Below are 19,705 nucleotides of genomic sequence, written 5' to 3' on the forward strand. Positions count from 1 at the left end.
CGCTATCGCATGACCCAGAGCATGAGTCGTCGTGGTAACTGCTGGGATAACGCCCCGGTGGAGCGGTTGTTCAGAAGCCTGAAGTCAGAGTGGCTCCCGGCAACGGGATACATGAGCCTGCGGGAAGCAAAGCGGGATATCAGTTATTACCTAATGGATTACTACAACTGGCGGCGTCCACATCAACACAATGACGGGATGCCGCCAGCAAAAGCCGAGGATCGGCCTAACCAAGTGTCCGGATTTAGTTGACCACTACAGATCTCACCCGCCAGCGTGAAACGCGCTTTCCGGCCTTTAGGTTTGTCTGGCCATACTGACTGAATCGTTAGCGGCTCTAAATCGGCGGTTTGAACTCAGTTCCCCAGCTCCAGCAAATGTGAAGCAAAAGCTTCCCTTAATATGTGAGATTCGATCAAGTATTATCGGTCTTGGAGTGATAGCCTCATCAGTACACCTTATCTTGTTGCAATAGGTGGAACCACTTCACTTGTAAGTGCCCCCTTACACACATACCTAACTCAGACTGAGTTCATGATTGCTTAAGCCTTCAAAATATCGACGATTCTTGCTACTGCGCTACAGGTCAATCACTTTAACCTGTTACTGATTACCCGCGACGGGATTACTCATGTACACATTCTCGATCCCGTTTGGTTGCAGCAGAGGCTGGACGATGAGCTCACCGACTATTTGCACTGAAGATCAGGACGATTGCCATGACTGAAATTAAAAGGCCTCTGGGCGACGACAACGAAATGGATAACAGCATCGACTTTGCGCATACCAATCAGGAGCAGGTGGAGTACCTCGAAGCCAAGCTGCTCGACGGCGACGGCAGTAACGCCGAAAAGACTACTGCGGTGGTCGCTTCCTTTGTCGATTCTTGCAACCAGCGCGGTGACAAGCCGCTGGACCAGTGGCTGAACGATGAATTCCGTAAATACCCGGACTTGTGGAACAGCGAAGCAGAACTGCTAAAGACCAGCCAGCAGGTAATCACCTCCACCGTGGCATTCAACCAGTCCCGTGAGTCGTTGCAAGCGCATATGGACAAAGGGCGTAGCAAAGCCTCGTGGCTGGCCGGCGAAATCGAGAAGAACGCCGCCCTCTCCGGCTCGGTGCATGTCGGCCAGTATGCCGGATGCATTGACCAAGCCTTGGCCGATGCCACGATGAACGCACGGGACATGGTAACCACACTCAAAGGGGACATTAGTCGCAGCCCTCACCTCAACGGCCTGATCGCCGAGCAGCACCACGTCGACACCTTTAACATCGACGCAGTGAGTAAGGGAAGCCCTTATCGTGCGCGGGTCGTGGGCTCCCAGGAAGTGAACTCGGTAGACATCGAGATCATCGACGGCAACGGCAACGTGGTCGGTAAGTACCAGTCCAAGTACGGTGCGGATGCAAATGCCACTAACGAGCTGCTTAATCGTGGTGATTACGAAGGGCAGAAACCGCTGGTACCGGAAGGCCAAGGCGCGGACGTGCCCGATAGCACGGAGGTGATCGAAGCCGATGGCGTGAAATCCCGCCCGCTGTCCAAGGACGAAGCAAGGAGACTGCAGGAGAAAGCCCAACAGGAAGCAGAGTCGCGCCAATACGATTGGAACGACACCAACCGTGCCACAATCGCCCGCCAGATCGGCAAGCAGGCCGTAGTTGGTGCGTGCATCTCGGTGGGCATGCAGGGCACGCGGATTCTTGCCCGGCGCTTCTGGAACCGGTTGAACGGTCGGGAAAATCCTAGTGCCAACGACGATCTCAAAGAGTTTTTCGAAAGTTCGCTGCGCACTGGTGCCAACACTGCCGCGCAAGTAGCGGTTTCCGGGGCCGTGGTGGTGGCGGTGAAAAACGGCTGGCTCGGTGCTGCGCTGCGTAATACTCCAGCAGGTCAGATCACCAATATTGCCTGTGTCGGCCTGCAGAACGCCAAGGTTCTCTACAAGTTTGGCAAGGGCGAACTGACAGGTGAAGAAGCCGTCGACGCCATTGGCAACACCACGGTAACCACCACTATGGCCATAGCGGGGGCAACCAAGGGTGCTGCGCTGGGTGCAACGATCGGAACGGTGTTCGGCCCGGTGGGCACGGCCATTGGTGGCTTTGTCGGTGGCGTGGCCGGAGGGATCGCCGGCGGACAGATCGGCGAACTGGTGTACGAAGCAGGCAAGTCGATTGCCAGAACTGCCACCAAGGTGGCCGCAGTGGTGCTCGAGGGGGCGGGCCGGGCAATAGAATCGGTGGGCAACGGTCTGCGCAACCTCGCCTCCAGCCTCTTCTCTCTGTGGTGACGCTATGAACTTGCTCGAACTCAAGGACAAGATCAAATCCCATCTGGTCGCTGGCTACCCCGGGCTGTACATTCACTCCGGCGAAGAAGCCCGAGTCGATGCCATGCTTCAGGACATAACGAGCCAGTTGCACCTGCATCCCAAGGAATGGAACCTGGGTTATGGCTGGGTGGACTTCGTCAACAAGCAACCACTGGGCAGCCAGGGATCGAGAATCGATCTGGCCGAAAGCTTGCCGTCGCTGCTGGATGAAGATCTGGACCACAAACTTTTCATTATCAAGGATGCCCGCAGTGCTTTGGAAAACCAGCCGCTGGCGGTGGCACGGCTGAAGCAGTTACTCAACCGTATCCAGCGCCATCATCGCGGCAAGGCGGCGGTGGTGTTGGTCTCGGAGACTTTGCACATTCCGTCGCAGATAGAAGCGCAGATGACCCTGCTACCCCTGCCACTGCCCCGGGGCGAGGAAATCAGTAGCCTGCTCGATGCTGTTTGCCTGCAGCTGGACTTACTGGTGCCAGATGGGCTTCGACATCGTCTGCACGCCGCTTGCAGCGGGCTGAATCAGGAAGAAATCCGATCGGCGCTGGCGATGGTTCGGCAGCACCACGAGCAGATTAGTGATGTAGCTCTGCTACTGATCCAGCATGAGAAGGAGCAGATCATTTCCAAGAGCGGCGTGCTGGAAATGCTCAGGGTTAGCGAAAACGCTACCGACATCGGTGGCCTAGAAAATCTCAAAACGTGGCTGAGCCGTCGTGCGCAAATCTTTCAGCGCCTTAGTAAAGCCCGTGCAGCCCGGGTGCTGGCACCCAAGGGTGTACTAATCGCCGGTATGCCGGGTTGCGGCAAGTCGCTCACCGCCAAGGCTGCCGCCAGCCTGTTCCAGTTGCCGCTACTACGCTTGGACATCGGCTCGCTGCTGGGAAAATACGTAGGTGAAAGTGAACACAACATGCGCCGCGCCCTGAACATGGCCGAGTCGGTCAGCCCGTGCATACTGTGGATCGACGAGCTGGAAAAAGCCTTCGTCGGCATGAACAGCGGTAGCGGCTCGGAGGTTTCGTCGCGGCTGTTTGGCTATTTCTTGACCTGGATGCAGGAAAAGACAGGTGCCGTCTTTGTCATAGCCACCGCCAACAACATCACTGCCCTACCACCGGAATTGTTGCGTAAGGGACGCTTCGACGAGGTGTTTTATGTCGGCTTTCCCAATGCCGCTGAGCGCGGGGCGATTCTCGATATCCACCTAAAGGGCGAGACTCTGGAGCTCGAACCCAGGCAGCGCCGCAAACTAGTCACCCAGTGCCGCGACTACGCCGGGGCGGATATCCAGAATGCAATCAACGAAGCGCGAGAAACCGCCTTTCTGGACGGGCGCCCACTGGAACTCGAAGATCTCGAAGTTGCTATCAAACTGACTGTGCCGCTGCGGGATACTTTGCGCGAGCAGGTGGCCAAATATGAAGAGTTGTTCGAGAAGCTAAAGCTAAAGCCGGCTTCGGCCTGCGACGGCCTGAACGTGGCGCAGATGATTCAGATGGCTGAAAGCCACAACGCGCTGCGCCGTAAGGAAGTTGCCCGGCATGAAGACTGCCCTGACGATCTGTTGGAGAAACTGGTCGACGACACCGATTCCAAGGTTCGAACCGCTGCATACAGCAACCCCAACTGCCCAGAGAAGTTGTTGACGCTGCGGATCAATATCGAAGAAGGCCAGCCCGACTTTGATCTCGCGTTGCTACATCTTGCCTGTCTTCACGCCAACGCCCCCCATGATCTGATAGCAGCTCAGTTCGAACGACTCAAACTGAACACAGAACAACGCCACCTATTGGCGAAAAGAAGCGACGACGAGTCGTTGCAACAGCGCTTGCTCGCTGACCAAGAGCCTCTGGTGCGCAGTGCACTGGCGGCTAACAAGGCTGTGGGAAAGGCCGTGCAACAACAACTCGCAAGGGACCCTGAAGAGTTTGTTCGAAGTTGTCTTATCGGCAACGACAACCTGCATCTCGAGGTACAAGAACAACTGGCCAGAGACCCTTCCTGCGAGGTACGCGAACGCCTCGCCTGGCGCGACGAACTAAGCGAAACCGCACAACTGCAGCTGACTTGTGATGAAGACCAGGACGTTCTCGAAGCGCTGGCCCGCCGGGCAGGAGCGGCCACCCTCCCTGACTCGGTGCAACTGGAATTGGTGAAGTGCGATCACTACGTGCGCGAGGCCTTAGCACACAACGGAAACCTGGGGGCCCCCGCCCAGTTTCTGCTCGCCCAGGATCTAAACACGGAGGTACGGCGCATCCTTGCCGAACATCCAAACCTCACCAGCGCCGCTCTGCAATACCTGACCATGGACGTCGAAGAAGTGCAGGCCAGTTTGGCCGGCAACCACCATCTGGATTCAGCTTTACTACAAATGGGTCTGAGCCAACATGAGTCGGAGTCTGTCCGTAGTGCTTTGGCGGGCAACCGCGCGCTCAACATCGATGTACAGGCGCGGCTGCTAAAAGATGAGAATCCCAAGGTACGCAAGGCGTTGTCTGGCAACGGTAACCTTGCCGAAAGCATCCTCGAGGTGCTGATGCGTGATGAGAACGACGATGTCCGCGAATGCCTGGTGCGATGGCGCGACTCGGTCTTGCCGAGCGTACAGCGGCACTTGGCAACAGACCCGAATATCGAAATCCGCAAATACTTGGCACGTGCAGCTGACTTGCTGGACGACGTGCAGCAACAACTGGCAGGCGACCTGCCCGAGGTCCAGCAGGAACTGGCGAGTAACGCCGCCCTGAGCGCTGAAATCCAGCAGCGCCTTCTGGAAAGAGGCGACATACAAGTCCTTTCTGCGCTGGCTCGCAATCAGGGTGTAACGCCACAGTTACAAGCCAGGCTTGCTGATGACCGCCATGTCGAGGTGCGCACCCGCTTGGCACACAACCCGGCTCTGGCCGGGCCGATTGCCGACAAACTGATCGGTGACGTGGATGCGGTACAAAAAGCCTTGGCCGGCAATCGCCACCTGAGCGAGGCGCAGTACCTGCACCTGTACAAGGGTGGTAACACGGAAGTCCGCGAAACGCTGGCAGAAAACACTCGAATTGGTGAAGACTTGATGACCCTGATTTGCCAAGGTGGGGTTTCAGAAAGGTCTGATGGTCCAACAAGGAGGGGTGCTAATTCTATCCACTCGAGATACATGGGCGGGCAAAACCAAGCCATGGGCAAGCAGGGGCAGAGCCTGCGTAAGGAAAAACTGGTGCTGGCCGCACGAGGCACTCTGCCTGGTCACTTGCAGTCCGCACTGTTGGCCGAAGGAGAGCAGGAGGAAGCCCTGCTGGAGGCACTGGCCGGTAACTCAACGTTGATCAAGCCTGTGCAACAGGCTTTGGCGGGGAATAAAAGTGCCAAGGTCAGAGCTAAGCTAGCCGCCAACGAGGACGTTGATGCAGACATTCTGCACCAGCTGCTTTCCGACCCTGTGGCCAAAGTTCGCGCTGCGCTGGTGCGCGATTGGTGGATGGATAACGCGATGGAGCTGGAGCTGGCCCGGGACAAAGATGTCAGAGTGCGCTGTGCCGTTGCTGCCAAGGATCGCCCTAGCAAAAATGTACAACTGCTGCTTGCCAGCGACTCAGACAAAAGCGTACGCACCTGTCTGTTAAAACGTGATAACCATTTCGTGTTCACTCTGCATAGTCAGGCCCAGGAGACGCTTGCACGGGACAGTGACCAGTTCATCCGTGAATTGCTGGCTGCGTACCCCAAGTTGAAAGCGTCAGTGCAACTGGTGCTAGCCAAGGACGATAAGATTGGCGTTCGAAAAGCGCTGGCCAAGGGGCCTGAGGAGTGGTTTGGAGGGAACCTGTGTGAGGAAGCACAATTACGTCTGTCCCTAGACCAGGAAAGCAGCGTGCGTTTGGCCTTGGCCGAAAACCACAGTATTTCTCCCTCCGCCCAAGAGATGCTAGCCCAGGACGCTTTGGCGAGTGTGAGACTGAAGCTTGTAGAAGCATCCAGCTACCTACGTCAACTCACACCTGAGACCCAACGGATCCTGAGCAAGGACCCTGACAGCAAAGTCCGCCAGGAACTGGCGTGCAAACTGTTTGGCCTCCTAGCTATACCCAGCGGCGAGGATGTGCAGTTGACCTTGGCCAGCGATCCCGACCCGGGCGTCAAGCTGGCTATTCTGGGTTCCCTGCGATATGGCGGCAACATGCGAGTGAGCGATGCAGTGAGGGAGCGATTGCTCGAAGAGCTGGACGACGACACCCGTCAGACTGTTGAGGAGATGCTGGACAGCTGCGAGGAAAGCTGACCTTCTATGTGTATATCTCCTGTCTACCCCAAGACAGGAGATGTCCACATCAACACAATGACGGGATACCGCCAGCCAAAGCCGAAGATCGGCCTAACCAAGTGTCCGGATTTAGTTGACCACTACACACTGATATAAATGTTCACTAAGGCTAAGAAATCGTTTTAGTAGAAAGTCGCAACGACCAGTTACTTCTAATCGTACGATGATCCAGATTGCATAAGTATGAATAGTTAAAGTTAAATCTTCGCCGTTGGGATCTCGCTAAGATTAGTTGTATAGCGGGGGCTGAGCTGCTCCCGTTTCATCATCCACTCCCTGGTGTTCCGGCCGCGGGCTGCGAAGTAGACCTTCCCCAGCCTTCCCTGATTGATCTGGTCAATCACCTTCATCAGCGCCTCGCTGCGGGGATCCAGCTGCCTGTCAGCGAACAGGTCTCCCTGGTGTATGCTGGCCGGGGTGAAGTCGGCCAGCATCACGCCCCCCTTCATATAGCGGACATCATCCCGCCAGATACGGCTCAGCAGCGGTTCAACCAGGGCAAGTAGGTCCCGGGTGTCTGAGGTGGCGGTCTGCAACTTGGTCGATACCTGGTTGCCGTAATAGGTTTCTCGCTCCGAGAAGGGGCTGCTCCTTATAAAGAGGGTGACGAGTCGGCAGCACATGCTCTCCGCTCTAAGCTTTTCCGCGGCCCGCTCCATGTAGCCGGCCAGCGCCTCCCGCATGGGGCCAAACGCGGTGATGCGTTCACCAAAGCTCCGGCTGCAGATGATCTGCTGCTTGGCCTGGGCCATCGGCTCCAGCTCGGCACAGGGGATCCCCCTCAGCTCCTGTACGGTGCGCTCGACGACAACCCCATACTGTCGGCGCAGACTCTTGGGGTCGGCACCCACCAGATCAGCCACGGTGTTGATGCCCTGTTTGTTGAACTTGGCGGTCAGCTTGCGCCCTATCCCCCAGACTTCCTCAACCGGGGTGATGGCCATCAGCTTGGCGCGGCGCCCCTCATCACGCAGATCCACCACGCCGCCGGTGGCCGGCCACTTCTTGGCGGCGTAGTTCGCCAGCTTGGCCAGGGTCTTGGTCGGCGCAATGCCCACCCCGACAGTGAGACCAGTCCACTGCTGCACTCGCTCACGGATCTGGCGGCCATAGGCCAGCAGGTCACCGGCCCAGCTTTCGCTAAGCTCGACGAACGCTTCATCAATGCTGTAGACCTCCACCGTCGGGGCCATGCTCTCCAGGGTCGTCATCACCCGGTTCGACATGTCGCCGTAGAGTGCGTAGTTGGAGCTGAACCAGATACCGCCCTGCTCTTCATAGCGCTCGCGGATCTGGAAGTAGGGCACCCCCATCTTGACCCCCAACCGTTTGGCCTCTGCCGATCTGGCGACAACACAGCCATCGTTGTTGGAGAGCACCACGATAGGCACCCCCTTGAGGTCGGGACGAAACAGCCGCTCGCAAGAGGCGTAGAAGTTGTTCACGTCGACCAGGGCAATGGCGGTTGGCATGGCTACCCTCGCCGGGTTTTGTGCAGAACGAAGGTGACTACGCCGAAGATATCCAGCTCCTGCCCTTCTTGCAGAATGATGGGGGAGAAATCAGGGTTGGACGGTAGTAGCGCGGGTGGGTCGGACTGCAAGATCTTGACGGTGAACTCGCCATCCAGACAGGCCAGCACGATGTCGCCGTGGCGAGCCGTGACGGCACGGTCGATGATCAGCATATCGCCGTCATTGATGCCTTCCCCGATCATGCTGTGTCCGCTGGCCCGCACATAGAAGGTGGCCGCCGGGTGGGGGACACAGTGCTTGTTGAGGTCGATGGACTGTTCCACATAGTCCTGAGCCGGGGAGGGGAACCCGCAGGCGGCAGGGGTGAGGAACTGAGGGAGCTCTATGATAGGTGCATCGGTTGCGTGGGGGATCATGGTAAATATCACTGTATGAACATACAGTGATTCTAACCGAGGGATCCGGAAAGATCACTGGTCGGCGTTCGGGTCTTGGCAGGGCAAGGGGGACGCGGCCAATTATGCTTGGCAGAGACTGATCTGGTGAGTTTGAGCTCTCATACGACGGAGGGGCTGCGCATGTGCATCAACTACATCCCGACCACCAAGGCGGTGTTGGAGGAATACTTCGGGGTTGATGACCCCGGGTACGACTGGAAGGAGGAGGTGTGGCAGGACTATCAGGCCCCGATCCTGATCCAGCGAGATGGCCGGCGGCAGGCGCTGATCGCCAGTTATGGGATGGTGCCGAAGAGGAAGGTGCAGCCAGGCAACAAGCACTACACCACGATGAACGCCAGGGCCGAGACGGTAGGCGAAAAGCCGACGTACCGCCACGCCTGGCAGCAGGGGCATCTCTGCTTGGTGCCCATGACCGGCTTTTTCGAACCCTGCTACGAGAGCGGCAAGGCCGAGCGCTGGCGGATCAGCATGGTCGACGGCATGCCCTTTGCGGTGGCCGGCATCTGGCGGGCATGGCAGGAGGAGCAGGGCTACACCTTCAGCTTCTCCCAGCTCACCATCAATGCCGACACGCACCCGCTACTGCGGCGAATGCACAAGCCCGGAGACGAGAAGCGAAGCCTGGTCATCGTGTCGCCGGATGACTACGACACCTGGCTGGGGTGCAAAGACCCTGAACTGGCGCGAACCTACCTGGTGCAGCAGCATGCTGAGCGGTTGATGGGAGGGCCGATGCCACTTGTACGCCGGAGCTGATGTTAGCCCAGTGTTAGCCACCTCAGAAATGAATAAGGCTCGCATCGCTGCGAGCCTTGATATATCTGGTGCCGGAAACAGGAGTCGAACCTGCGACCTTCGCATTACGAATGCGCTGCTCTACCAACTGAGCTATACCGGCTTCGTGAACTCCAGATTCGTGAAAAAGGGCTGACAAGTCAATTGAGCCGCTTCAATTTTATGAGTTGGCTCATGATGTTAGCGGTCTTTAGAGATCGACGAACTCCGGGATATGGGCGCGGCCACGACTTTCCAGGAAATCGAGCAGGGCACGGGGGGAGCGCGCGAGTATCCGCTCCTCGGGGAAGCCGGCCTCGGTCACCAGCCGGTGACAGTAGTCAAAGTCTCCTAGGCTGAAGGCCACGTGGGAGTCGGAGCCGAAGGTGAGGTAGGCGCCAAGGTCGCGCGCCGCCTCGACGATGGCGCGGCAGTTTGCCTCGCTGCCCGCACGGGAGTGGCTGAACGAGGAGTTGTTGACCTCCAGTGCGACCCGGTATTCGGCTGCCGCCCTGACCACCGCCTGGATATCGATGGGGAAGGCGGGGTTGCCCGGGTGGCTTATCATGTCGACCCGACCGCTCTTGATGGCGTTGATCATGGCCTGGGTGTGGGTCGCCCGATCGCAGGGAGGAAACACCGGTTCGTGGAAGCCCGCCATGATCATGTCGAGCCGCGACTCGTAGCGCTCGGGGAAGTCTATTTCACCGTCGATATTCTTGATGTTGGCCTCGATGCCGCGCAGGATGCCGACCCCGTCCACCACCCTGGGCAGGACGTGCAGATTGACGAAATGCCAGTAGTGAGGGGCATCGGCCATGTCGGGGCCGTGATCCGTGGTGGCGAAGAGTTTGATCCCCTTGGCTTTGGCGATGGGCAGGTAGTCGTGGATGGTGCTGTAGGCGTGGGTGCTGGCGACGGTGTGCGTGTGGGTATCGACCGTGTACTTCATCTTCTCTCCCCTCTGGCATGAGGCGTCAGCATAGCAAGATTGGCCGAGTCGGGCCATGTGGCTGGCTGTCATACTTTGTCACAAATTGCGCCAGTACTGACAAAGTCTGACCACCTTTGTCTGCGACCATGGCTTGGTCGATGCAGCCTGAACTCCCATCGACGGGTTGACATTGGATGGTTCGACCCGATTTTCCCCACCGTCGCCCCTGCGACGGTTTTTTTTGCTTGTCTGTCGACGCATCGGGTCGCTGCAGGGTAAAAAAATGCCCAACTAGCATGAAGCAGGTTGGGCGAGACTTAATGTTTAATTGCAGTGGCATAGATATAGAGTCCGGTCTGGTCGCGAAGTTCCCCTCTTGTTCCCCTTTTTTGATTAAAAACATTCCATCAACACCCGTTCACATTCTCTTGACATCACTGAGTGTGAAACGTACTTTTTAAACATTCGTTTAAGTGAGGTGTCCTGTGAGTAAAATCGATACCAAGAACCGTATTCTCGATGCCGCCGAGGTGCTGTTTGCCGAGCGGGGGTTCGCCGATACCTCGTTGCGTCTGATCACCAGCGAGGCTGAGGTGAACCTGGCGTCCGTCAACTACCACTTCGGCTCCAAGAAGGAGCTGATCCAGGCGGTGCTCGATCGCTACCTGAGCCTGTTCATGCCGGCCCTGGATGCGCGCCTGCAGACCCTGATGGCGCAGGATCAGCTGACCCTGCTGCAGGTGTTCGAGAGCTTTGTCGATCCCCTGATGAAGCTGGTGGCGGTGCGGGCCAACGGGCCTGCGCTCTTCATGCAGCTGCTGGGACGCGGCTACATCGACAGCCAGGGCCACCTGCGCCGTTTCATCACGACCCACTACGGTACGACCCTGCACGGGATCACCCAGGCCATCTCCAAGGCCAATCCGGACTTGTCGCCGGCGGATCTCTTCTGGCGCCTGCACTTCACCCTGGGCACCGTCGTGTTCACCATGGCCTCCGCCGATGCTCTGCGTGACATCGCCCAGGCCGATTTTGGCCAGCAGCTCGATGTGGAAGGGCTGGTGCGCAACGTTATTCCCTATCTGGCGTCCGGTGTCGGGGCGCCCGTGGAGTCGACCAGGCTGTCCCTGGCCGTGTAATACCAACAATAAATCAACGGAAACAGTGAAATAGAAGGAACTTCGGTATGATCACATTGCTTGTCCTGCTGGTGCTGGCGATAGCCGTGGTGCTCGGCGTACCCTCCATCCGTAAAAAGGTGGTGACCCGCCCGGTGTTTGGCATCTTCAAGAAGATACTGCCACCCCTGTCCGCCACCGAGCGGGAGGCCATGGAGGCCGGCTCCGTCTGGTGGGATGGGGAGCTGTTTCGCGGCAACCCGGACTGGAAAAAACTGCACGGCTACGGCAAGGCCGAGCTGAGCGCGGAGGAGCAGGCCTTCATCGACAACCAGGTCGAAACCCTGCTCGCCATGGTCGACGACTTCAAGATCGTCAACGAAACCAAGGACCTGCCGGAGCCGGTCTGGGACTATCTGAAGCAGGAAGGCTTCTTCTCCCTGATCATCCCGAAATCCTACGGTGGCCGCGAATTCTCCGCGATTGCCAACTCCACCATCGTCACCCGCATCGCCACCAAGAGTCTGAGCGTGGCGGTCACCGTCATGGTGCCGAACTCCTTAGGCCCCGGCGAGCTGCTGATGCATTACGGCACCCAGGCCCAGAAGGACTTCTGGCTGCCGGGGCTGGCCAACGGCAAGGAAGTGCCCTGCTTCGCCCTGACCGGTCCGGAAGCGGGCTCCGACGCCGGTGCCATCCCTGACAAGGGGATCGTCTGCAAGGGGATGCACAAGGGGGAGGAAGTGCTCGGCATTCGCCTCAACTGGAACAAGCGCTACATCACCCTGGCGCCGCGCGCCACCGTGCTGGGGCTGGCGTTCAAGCTCTATGACCCGGAAAAACTGCTGGGGGACAAGGAGGAGATCGGCATCACCTGTGCGCTCATCCCCACCAGTCACCCGGGCGTGCGCGTCGGCGATCGCCACTACCCCATGGGACTGGCGTTCCTGAACGGCCCGACCTTCGGCAAGGACGTGTTCATTCCGCTCGACTGGATCATCGGTGGCCCGGATTACGCCGGCCGTGGCTGGCGCATGCTGGTCGAATGCCTCTCCGCCGGTCGCGGCATCTCGCTGCCTGCCCTCGGTAGCGCCTGCGGCCACATGGCGAGCCGCACCGTGGGGGCCTACTCCTATGTGCGCAAGCAGTTCGGCATGTCCATCGGCAAGTTTGAAGGGGTGCAGGAGGCGCTGGCCCGCATCGGTGGTCTCACCTATCAGCTGGAAGGGGCCCGACGCATGACAGCAGGCTCCCTGGATCTCGGCCAGGCACCGGCCATCGTCACCGCCATCTCCAAGTACCACATGACCGAGATGGCCCGCCAGGTGATGGACGACTCCATGGATATCCATGCCGGTCGCGCCATTCAGCTCGGTCCGAAAAACTACACCGGCTACGCCTACATGGGCATTCCGGTGGCCATCACGGTGGAAGGGGCCAACATCCTGACCCGCAACCTGATGATCTTCGGGCAAGGGGCCACCCGCTGCCATCCGTACGTGTTTGCCGAGCTGGAAGCGGCCGCCGACACCGACGTGGAGCGCGGTCTCGAGAAGTTCGACGCCCTGCTGATGAAGCACATTGCCTTTGGCACCGGCAACTTCTTCGGCTCCCTGTTCCAGGGGCTGACCCTGGGCCAGTTCAACAGCGCCCCGGTGGCCGGCGAAACCGCCCGCTACTACAAGCAGCTCTCCCGCATGAGCAAGGGGCTGGCCCTGTGCGCCGACGTCTCCATGCTGATGCTGGGAGGCGATCTCAAGCGCAAGGAGATGATCTCCGCCCGTCTGGGTGACGTGCTGAGCCACCTCTATCTCGCCTCCGCCACCCTCAAGCACTACGAGGATCAGGGCCGCATGGTCTCGGATCTGCCGTTCGTGCAGTACGCGGTGGAGCGCAACCTCTACCTGATTGGCAAGGCGTTCGAGGGCTTCTTCCAGAACTTCCCGAACAAGGTGGTGGGCGCCGTACTCAAGCGCGTGGTCTTCCCGTTCGGCGTGGGTTACAAGATGCCGTCCGATGACCGCTGCCACGCCATCTGCCTGGCCATGATGACACCGGGCGAGTTCCGCGACCGTCTGACCGCGCTTTGCTACGTTGGCAAGGACGAGGCGGATCCGGTCGGCCTGATGGAGCGCGCCTTCCAGGCCATGGTCGCCGTCCAGCCCATCGAGAAGAAGCTGGTGCAGGCCCAGAAGGAGGGCAGGCTGCCTCGCAAGATGGCACTGCCGGAACTGGTGGAGGCGGCCCTGTCCCAATCCATCCTTGGCAAGGAGGAGGCCGACAAGCTGCTGGCCGCCGATGCCCTGCGTTACGAGGCAATCCAGGTGGACAACTTCGCTCCTGGCGAGCTGGAGGGCTTGTCTCAACCGAACCCGGTTGTGCACGCTGCCTGATCCCGACAGTAAATGGAAAACCGGCCCAAGTGGCCGGTTTTTTTGTTGTTTAACCAGGCATTTACAACCTGGATTAATTCCAGTTTAATGCAATGGCCCCCACCCTTGGGGCAGGAAGCAAGGCCACTGGAATGGCCGATAACAACAACTCAGGAAGAGTGAATGAACCTCGCCAAAACGGCGATCGAACGCCCCATCTGGGTGGCGGTCTCGGTCGTGCTGATCTTTTTGCTGGGCCTGCTCAGCATCCGGGGGCTGCCTGTCCAGCTGTTCCCCGACATAGACCGTCCCCACCTCAACATCTCGGTGAGCTGGCGATCCGCCTCGCCCCAGGAGATGGAGTCGGAGGTCACCGACCCGATCGAGCAGGAGATGCAGGGGGTGCAGGGGCTGAAAAGCATCGGCAGCAACAGCTACCCTGGCTTCACCGAGATCAACATGGAGTTCGCCCTCGGCACCGACATGCAGCGTGCCCAGCTCGACGTCATCTCGCGGCTGAACCGGGTCTCCGGCCTGCCGGACAACATCGACGGCCCCTACGTCAACAACTACAGCAGCAACGATACCCTCACCTTCTTCTTCATCCAGCAGCTGCCTGGCGCCAAGGGCTTGATCGACGATCATCAGGCGCTGATCGAGGCGCGGGTCAAGCCGGAGCTTGAGCGGATCCCCGGGGTCTCCACCGTGGAGGTGGAGGGGATCAACGAGCGTCAGATCCAGGTCCGCTTCGACCCCTACCGCGCCGCCGAGCTGGGGGTGGAGATCCCGGTATTGGCCAGCCGGGCCAGCACCGACTGGGACGTGTCGGCCGGCACCCTCGACATCGGCCGCTGGGAATACAAGCTGCGCTTCGCCGGTCGCTACGACGTGGAGACCCTGGGAGACAAGGTGGTGGACTGGCGCGACGGCCTGCCCATCTATCTGCGGGATGTGGCCGAGGTGCGGCTGGCCCGGGAGGAGAACCCGGTGCTGCGCATCCAGAATGGCAACACCGCCATCGCGGCCCAGATCTTCAAGGAGAGCGGCGCCAACGCCCTGGCGGCGCTGGAGGCGATCAAGCTCAAGGTGGGCGAGCTCAACCGCGAGGTGCTGGAGCCGGTCGGCCTGCATATGGAGCAGTCGTTCGACGCCTCTCTCTACATCAACAGGGCGGTGAGCATGGTGACCGCCAACCTGGGGCTCGGCGTGCTGCTCTCCTGCGCCATCCTCTGGGTCTTTCTGCGCCGGCTCAAGGCGACCCTGATGATAGCGATCGCCATCCCCATCAGCATCATGCTCACCTTCTGTTTGCTCAAGGTGATGGGGCGCACCCTCAACGTCATCTCCCTGGCCGGCATCGCCTTTGCGGTGGGCATGGTGCTCGATGCCGCCATCGTGGTGCTGGAGAGCATCTACCGCCGCACCGAGCCGGGGGATATCAGCAAGTCGGAGGCGGCATTGGAGGGGACCAGCCGAGTGTGGACGGCGCTGGTGGCCTCCACCCTGACCACGGTCGCCATCTTCCTGCCGGTGCTGCTGCTCAACGACGTGGAGGGCCAGCTGTTTGCCGATCTTGCGTTGACCATCGCCTGCGCCGTGACCGTCTCCATGCTGGTGGCGGTCACCGTGTTGCCGGCGGTGGCGGCGCGCTGGATGGGGGGCGAGCGGCTGATCGATCCTTACGACAAGCTGTGGCAGGGCACCACCCGTCACGTGATCCGCTGGACAGCGACGCCTCGCCGGCGCTGGACCATCATCGCCCTGATGATGAGTCTGCCCGTGCTGGCGAGCTGGTTGCTGCTGCCCAAGATGAACTACCTGCCGGACGTGAAAAGGGATGCCATCGACGTCTGGATGACCTTCACCCCCGGGGTCAACCCCAAAGCCCAGCGAGAGGAGGTGATAGATACCCTGATTGCCAGGCTGGATCCCTACATGAAGGGGGAGCAGGAGCCGGCCCTCAAGAACTATTACATCCTGCGCTACCCGGGAGGTGCCCAGATCGGGGTACGCCCCAAGGACGAGACCCAGATCAAGGTGCTTGAGCGCCTGCTGATGGACAAGCTGTTCGCCAATATCCCGGACACCCGGGCCTTCGGCGGCCAGGGCTCACTGTTTGGCGGCTTTGACAGCGAGAACAGCATCTCGTTGCTCATCCAGGGGGGCACTCTGCCCGAGCTCTATCGGGCGGCCCGCGAGAGCATGGCCATCGTACAGAAAGAGCTGCCGGGGGCCCAGGTCAGGCCGGATCCCGGCCTCGACTTCACCGCCCCGGAGTTGCGGCTGGTGCCGCAAGACAGGCGCCTCGCCGAGGTGGGCTGGGATCGCACCCCCATGCCCACCATTATCCAGACCTTCGGCGACGGGCTGCGGGTCGGCGAGTATTTCGACGGCGAAGACAGGCTGGACATCCTGCTGATGGGCCAGAGCTCGGCCAATCCGGATGAACTCAGAGCCGTGCCTCTTGCGACCCCGTCCGGGCGCATCGTGCCGCTGGGGGAACTGCTGCGGGTGGAGCACAGCCTGGGGCCGGAGAGCATCTTCCGGGCCGACGGGCGGCGCAGCATCCAGCTCTTTATCACACCGCCGGACGGCATGAGCATGGAGCAGGTGCTGGAGATCCTGCAGCACAAGAGCTTCCCCGCCATCCGACCCATACTGCCGGCCGGCGGCGAGCTGCAGGTCGCCGGCAATGCGGACAGCCTGCAACAGGCGCTGGACAACCTCGGCAGCATCTTCCTGTTTGCCGTGATGATCCTGCTCATCCTGCTGTGGGGGGTCTTCGCCTCCATCAGGGATGCCGTGCTGGTGCTGCTGACCCTGCCTCTGGCCGCGGTCGGCGGCGTGCTGGCGCTGCGTCTGAGCGGCCTCCTGGTGCCGCTGCCGATGGACCTGCTGACCATCATCGGCTTCGTCATCCTGCTGGGGCTGGTGGTCAACAATGCCATCCTGCTGGTGCATCAGACCCGCACCGCGGAGCGGGAGGGGTTGAGTCGCCAGCTGGCGGTGGCCGATGCCCTGCAAAGCCGGATGCGCCCCATCGCCATGACCAGCCTCACCAGCATCTTTGGCATGTTGCCCCTGATGCTGAGCCCGAGCGAGGGCAGCGAAATCTACCGGGGGCTGGCCACCGTCATCGTCGGCGGCATGAGTTGCAGCACCCTGTTTACCCTGATCCTGCTGCCCGCCTTCCTGCGGCTGGGCGAGCGGGCCGATGCACCGCAAGCCCTTCGGCAGCGAGCCTGAGCAAGGAGCTCATCGATGACACGAATGTTTACAAGGATGGTAGTGGGCGTGCTGCTGCTGGCAGGCGGGGCACCCGCACTGGCACAGGGCAAGATGGTGACCCTGGCGGACGTGACTCGGGGGGAGGCGGGCGCCAGCATCTGGGTCAGCGGCACGGTGGCGAGCCGCCAGCAGGCCGCGCTGAGCGCCGAGGTGAGCGGCCGGGTGGAGTGGATAGCCGAGTTCGGCAGCAAGGTGAAGGCGGGGGACGAGTTGCTGCGCCTCGACGGGGCGACCCTGCGCCTCTCGCTGGAGCAGGCGAGGGCCGAGCAGGCGAGGGAGGGGAGCAACCTGCGTTTCGCCCGGGCCGAGTTCCAGCGTCTCGATCGGTTGCACCAGCAGAAGAGCGCCTCCCGGAGTCAGTATGACAAGGCCCGTTACGACGTGGAGCAGGCCGAGCTGGCGGAACAGCTGGCCCGGGTGCAGGTGCGCCAGATTGAAGAACAGCTGCGCAAGAGCCGTATCTTTGCGCCCTTCGATGGTGTGGTGAACGAGCATTTCATCCAGCCGGGTGAACATGTGGATGCAGGGGAGCGGGCGTTGGAGCTGGTCAATCCGGAGCAGCCGGACATCCGGTTGCGGGCGCCCATCGCCTGGGCCCAGCAGCTGGAGGTGAATGCCCGGCTGCGGGTGGAGGGGGAGCAGCTCAGCAGCCACGGCGTCTATTACCAGCGGGCGGCCAGTGCCGATCCCAAGTCCCGCCTCATCGAACTGCGCCTCAAACCCGAGGCGGGCCGCTTCATCATCGGCTCGCCGGTGCGGGTGGCGCTGCCGCTGGGAGAGCAGCAGACCATGCTGTTGCCGCGGGATGCCCTGGTGCTTGGCACCGAGGGGAGCGTGGTCTATCAGGTCGAGCAGCACGGTGAGGAGCTGAAGGTGAACCGGGTGCCGGTGACCGTGCTGTTTGGCGACAACCAGCAGGTGGCGGTGAGCGGCGCCCTCAAGCAGGGGGACAGGGTGGTGGTGCGCGGCGCTGGCAGCCTGCAGGACGGCGACAAGGTGGAACTGTTTCGCGGCTGAGGCGGTGGTTTCGCCATAAAAAAACGGCTCCCGCGGGAGCCGTTTTTGTTGCGGGCAGGAGGGCGATTACTCGACCATCATCACCTTGCAGGTGTTGGTACTGCCGACGGTTTCCATCTTGTCGCCGTGGGTCAGCAACACCATGTCGCCGCTTTGCACCAGGCCCTTGGCCTTGAGTGCGTCCAGCGCCTCGCGGCACACCTCGTAGACAGGCTTGGTCTCGTCGCCGTCAAACAGCACCGGCGTGACGCCGCGGTAGAGGTTGGCCCAGGCCAGGGTCTTGTTGTGGGGGGACATGGCGAAGATCGGCAGGCCGGAGCTGATGCGGGACATCAGCAGCGGGGTGGTGCCGGACTCGGTCAGTGCGACGATCGCCTTGACCCCTTCCAGGTGGTTGGCCGCATACATGGTGGACATGGCGACGGCTTCCTCCACCGAGGTGAAGGTGTAGCTCATGCGGTGGTTGGAGACGTTCAGGCTCGGGTGCTTCTCGGCCCCCACGCAGACGCTGGCCATGGAGGTCACGGTCTCGATGGGGAACTGACCGGCTGCGGTCTCGGCGGAGAGCATCACCGCATCGGTACCATCCAGTACGGCGTTGGCCACGTCCATGACTTCGGCACGGGTCGGCAGCGGCGCGTTGATCATGGACTCCATCATCTGGGTCGCGGTGATGACCACGCGATTCAGGCGGCGGGAGTGGCGAATGAGCTTCTTCTGCACGCCAACAAGCTCGGGGTCACCGATCTCGACGCCCAGATCCCCACGGGCCACCATGACGGCGTCGGAGCCGAGGATGATGTCTTCCATTGCCTCGTCGCTGGCGACGGTCTCGGCGCGCTCGACCTTGGCCACGATCTTGGCGTTGGAGCCGGCTTCGCGGGCCAGTTCGCGGGCGTAGCGCAGGTCATCGCCACTGCGGGGGAAGGAGACCGCCAGGTAGTCCACGTTCATGCGGGCGGCGGTCTTGATGTCTTCCTTGTCCTTCTCGGTCAGGGCCGGAGCGGAGAGGCCGCCACCCTTCTTGTTGATGCCCTTGTTGTTGGACAGCGGGCCAGCCACGGTCACCGTGGTGTGAATGCGGGTGCCTTCCACCTGCTCGACCTTCAGCTGCACGCGGCCGTCGTCCAGCAGCAGGATGTCGCCGGACACCACGTCATTGGGCAGGCTCTTGTAGTCGATACCGACCTGCTCCTGGCAGCCTTCCCCTTTGCCGAGGGCAGCATCGAGGATGAACTTGTCGCCGATGGCGAGGTAGATCTTGCCATCCTTGAAGGTGGAGACACGGATCTTGGGGCCCTGCAGGTCGCCCATGATGGCGACGTGACGGCCCAGCTTGGCGGCGATGTCACGCACCTGGTTGGCGCGCTGGATATGATCTTCAGGAGTGCCGTGAGAGAAATTCATCCGTACCATATCGGCGCCGGCGCGAATGATCCCCTCGAGGATGCCGTCGCGATCGGTCGCCGGACCAAGTGTGGTGACAATCTTTGTACGTCTTGGCATGAAAGACTCCAATGTGAAGTTGATATGACTTGAAATACTGCCCCGTCAAGCGTGTGGCATGGCGCCTGCTCGCAGACCCTCTGGGGGGTCTTGTGTA

At 60.6% G+C, this 19,705-nt stretch carries 12 protein-coding genes and 1 tRNA gene; 8 read left to right on the forward strand and 5 right to left on the reverse strand.

The genetic code is table 11. From position 1 onward, the window contains the following. The 3 genes from BN1136_RS19790 to BN1136_RS08055 form a co-directional block, all read left to right on the forward strand. The coding region (locus BN1136_RS19790) for an integrase core domain-containing protein (RefSeq protein WP_156135300.1) at positions 1–252 on the forward strand (252 nt) is incomplete at its 5' end. A 467-nt stretch (positions 253–719) separates the two neighbouring features. Next, positions 720–2,300, forward strand: coding sequence for a hypothetical protein (locus BN1136_RS08050; protein WP_043759306.1), 1,581 nt, complete (start codon positions 720–722; stop codon positions 2,298–2,300). Positions 2,301–2,304: 4 nt separating this feature from the next. Further along, positions 2,305–6,621 (forward strand): AAA family ATPase, encoded by a 4,317-nt coding sequence (locus tag BN1136_RS08055; RefSeq protein WP_043759310.1) that lies wholly within the window; start codon positions 2,305–2,307, stop codon positions 6,619–6,621. Between the two features lie 239 nt (positions 6,622–6,860). On the opposite strand, the gene umuC is transcribed toward BN1136_RS08055, so the two are convergent. Both umuC and umuD read right to left on the reverse strand, forming a co-directional pair. Further along, positions 6,861–8,135 (reverse strand): translesion error-prone DNA polymerase V subunit UmuC, encoded by a 1,275-nt coding sequence (gene umuC / locus BN1136_RS08060; RefSeq protein WP_043759312.1) that lies wholly within the window; start codon positions 8,133–8,135, stop codon positions 6,861–6,863. Positions 8,136–8,137: 2 nt separating this feature from the next. Further along, positions 8,138–8,554, reverse strand: a complete 417-nt coding sequence (gene umuD / locus BN1136_RS08065; protein ID WP_043759313.1) for a translesion error-prone DNA polymerase V autoproteolytic subunit — start codon at positions 8,552–8,554, stop codon at positions 8,138–8,140. A gap of 132 nt (positions 8,555–8,686) precedes the next feature. On the opposite strand from umuD, the gene BN1136_RS08070 reads away from it, so the two are divergent. Beyond that, entirely contained in the window at positions 8,687–9,355 is a 669-nt protein-coding gene (locus tag BN1136_RS08070) for an SOS response-associated peptidase (RefSeq protein ID WP_197068429.1), read from the forward strand. Positions 9,356–9,421: 66 nt separating this feature from the next. On the opposite strand, the gene BN1136_RS08075 is transcribed toward BN1136_RS08070, so the two are convergent. Continuing rightward, positions 9,422–9,497: transfer RNA gene (locus BN1136_RS08075), tRNA-Thr, on the reverse strand. 87 nt (positions 9,498–9,584) lie between these two features. Then, positions 9,585–10,325, reverse strand: coding sequence for a phosphatase (locus BN1136_RS08080; protein WP_043759317.1), 741 nt, complete (start codon positions 10,323–10,325; stop codon positions 9,585–9,587). Between the two features lie 467 nt (positions 10,326–10,792). On the opposite strand from BN1136_RS08080, the gene BN1136_RS08085 reads away from it, so the two are divergent. The 4 genes from BN1136_RS08085 to BN1136_RS08100 all read left to right on the forward strand — a co-directional run bounded on the left by BN1136_RS08085 (position 10,793) and on the right by BN1136_RS08100 (position 18,102). Continuing rightward, positions 10,793–11,446: a TetR family transcriptional repressor PsrA gene (locus tag BN1136_RS08085; RefSeq protein ID WP_043759319.1), complete on the forward strand. Its 654-nt coding sequence runs from the start codon at positions 10,793–10,795 to the stop codon at positions 11,444–11,446. A gap of 47 nt (positions 11,447–11,493) precedes the next feature. Next, complete coding sequence (locus tag BN1136_RS08090; protein ID WP_043759321.1) at positions 11,494–13,818, forward strand: acyl-CoA dehydrogenase; 2,325 nt, start codon at positions 11,494–11,496, stop codon at positions 13,816–13,818. A gap of 162 nt (positions 13,819–13,980) precedes the next feature. Then, positions 13,981–17,043 carry an efflux RND transporter permease subunit gene (locus tag BN1136_RS08095; protein ID WP_043759322.1) on the forward strand — a complete coding sequence of 1,021 codons (3,063 nt, stop codon included), beginning with the start codon at positions 13,981–13,983 and terminating at the stop codon, positions 17,041–17,043. Positions 17,044–17,058: 15 nt separating this feature from the next. Next, the gene (locus tag BN1136_RS08100) at positions 17,059–18,102 is read left to right on the forward strand and encodes an efflux RND transporter periplasmic adaptor subunit (protein ID WP_043759324.1); all 1,044 of its coding nucleotides are present in this window, start codon (positions 17,059–17,061) and stop codon (positions 18,100–18,102) included. Positions 18,103–18,168: 66 nt separating this feature from the next. On the opposite strand, the gene pyk is transcribed toward BN1136_RS08100, so the two are convergent. Further along, on the reverse strand, positions 18,169–19,608 hold the full coding sequence (pyk, locus tag BN1136_RS08105; protein ID WP_043759326.1) for a pyruvate kinase: 1,440 nt from the start codon (positions 19,606–19,608) through the stop codon (positions 18,169–18,171). Between the last annotated feature and the right edge of the window lie 97 nt (positions 19,609–19,705).

Source organism: Aeromonas taiwanensis, from assembly GCF_000820165.1.
In the GTDB taxonomy this organism is placed as follows: domain Bacteria; phylum Pseudomonadota; class Gammaproteobacteria; order Enterobacterales; family Aeromonadaceae; genus Aeromonas; species Aeromonas taiwanensis.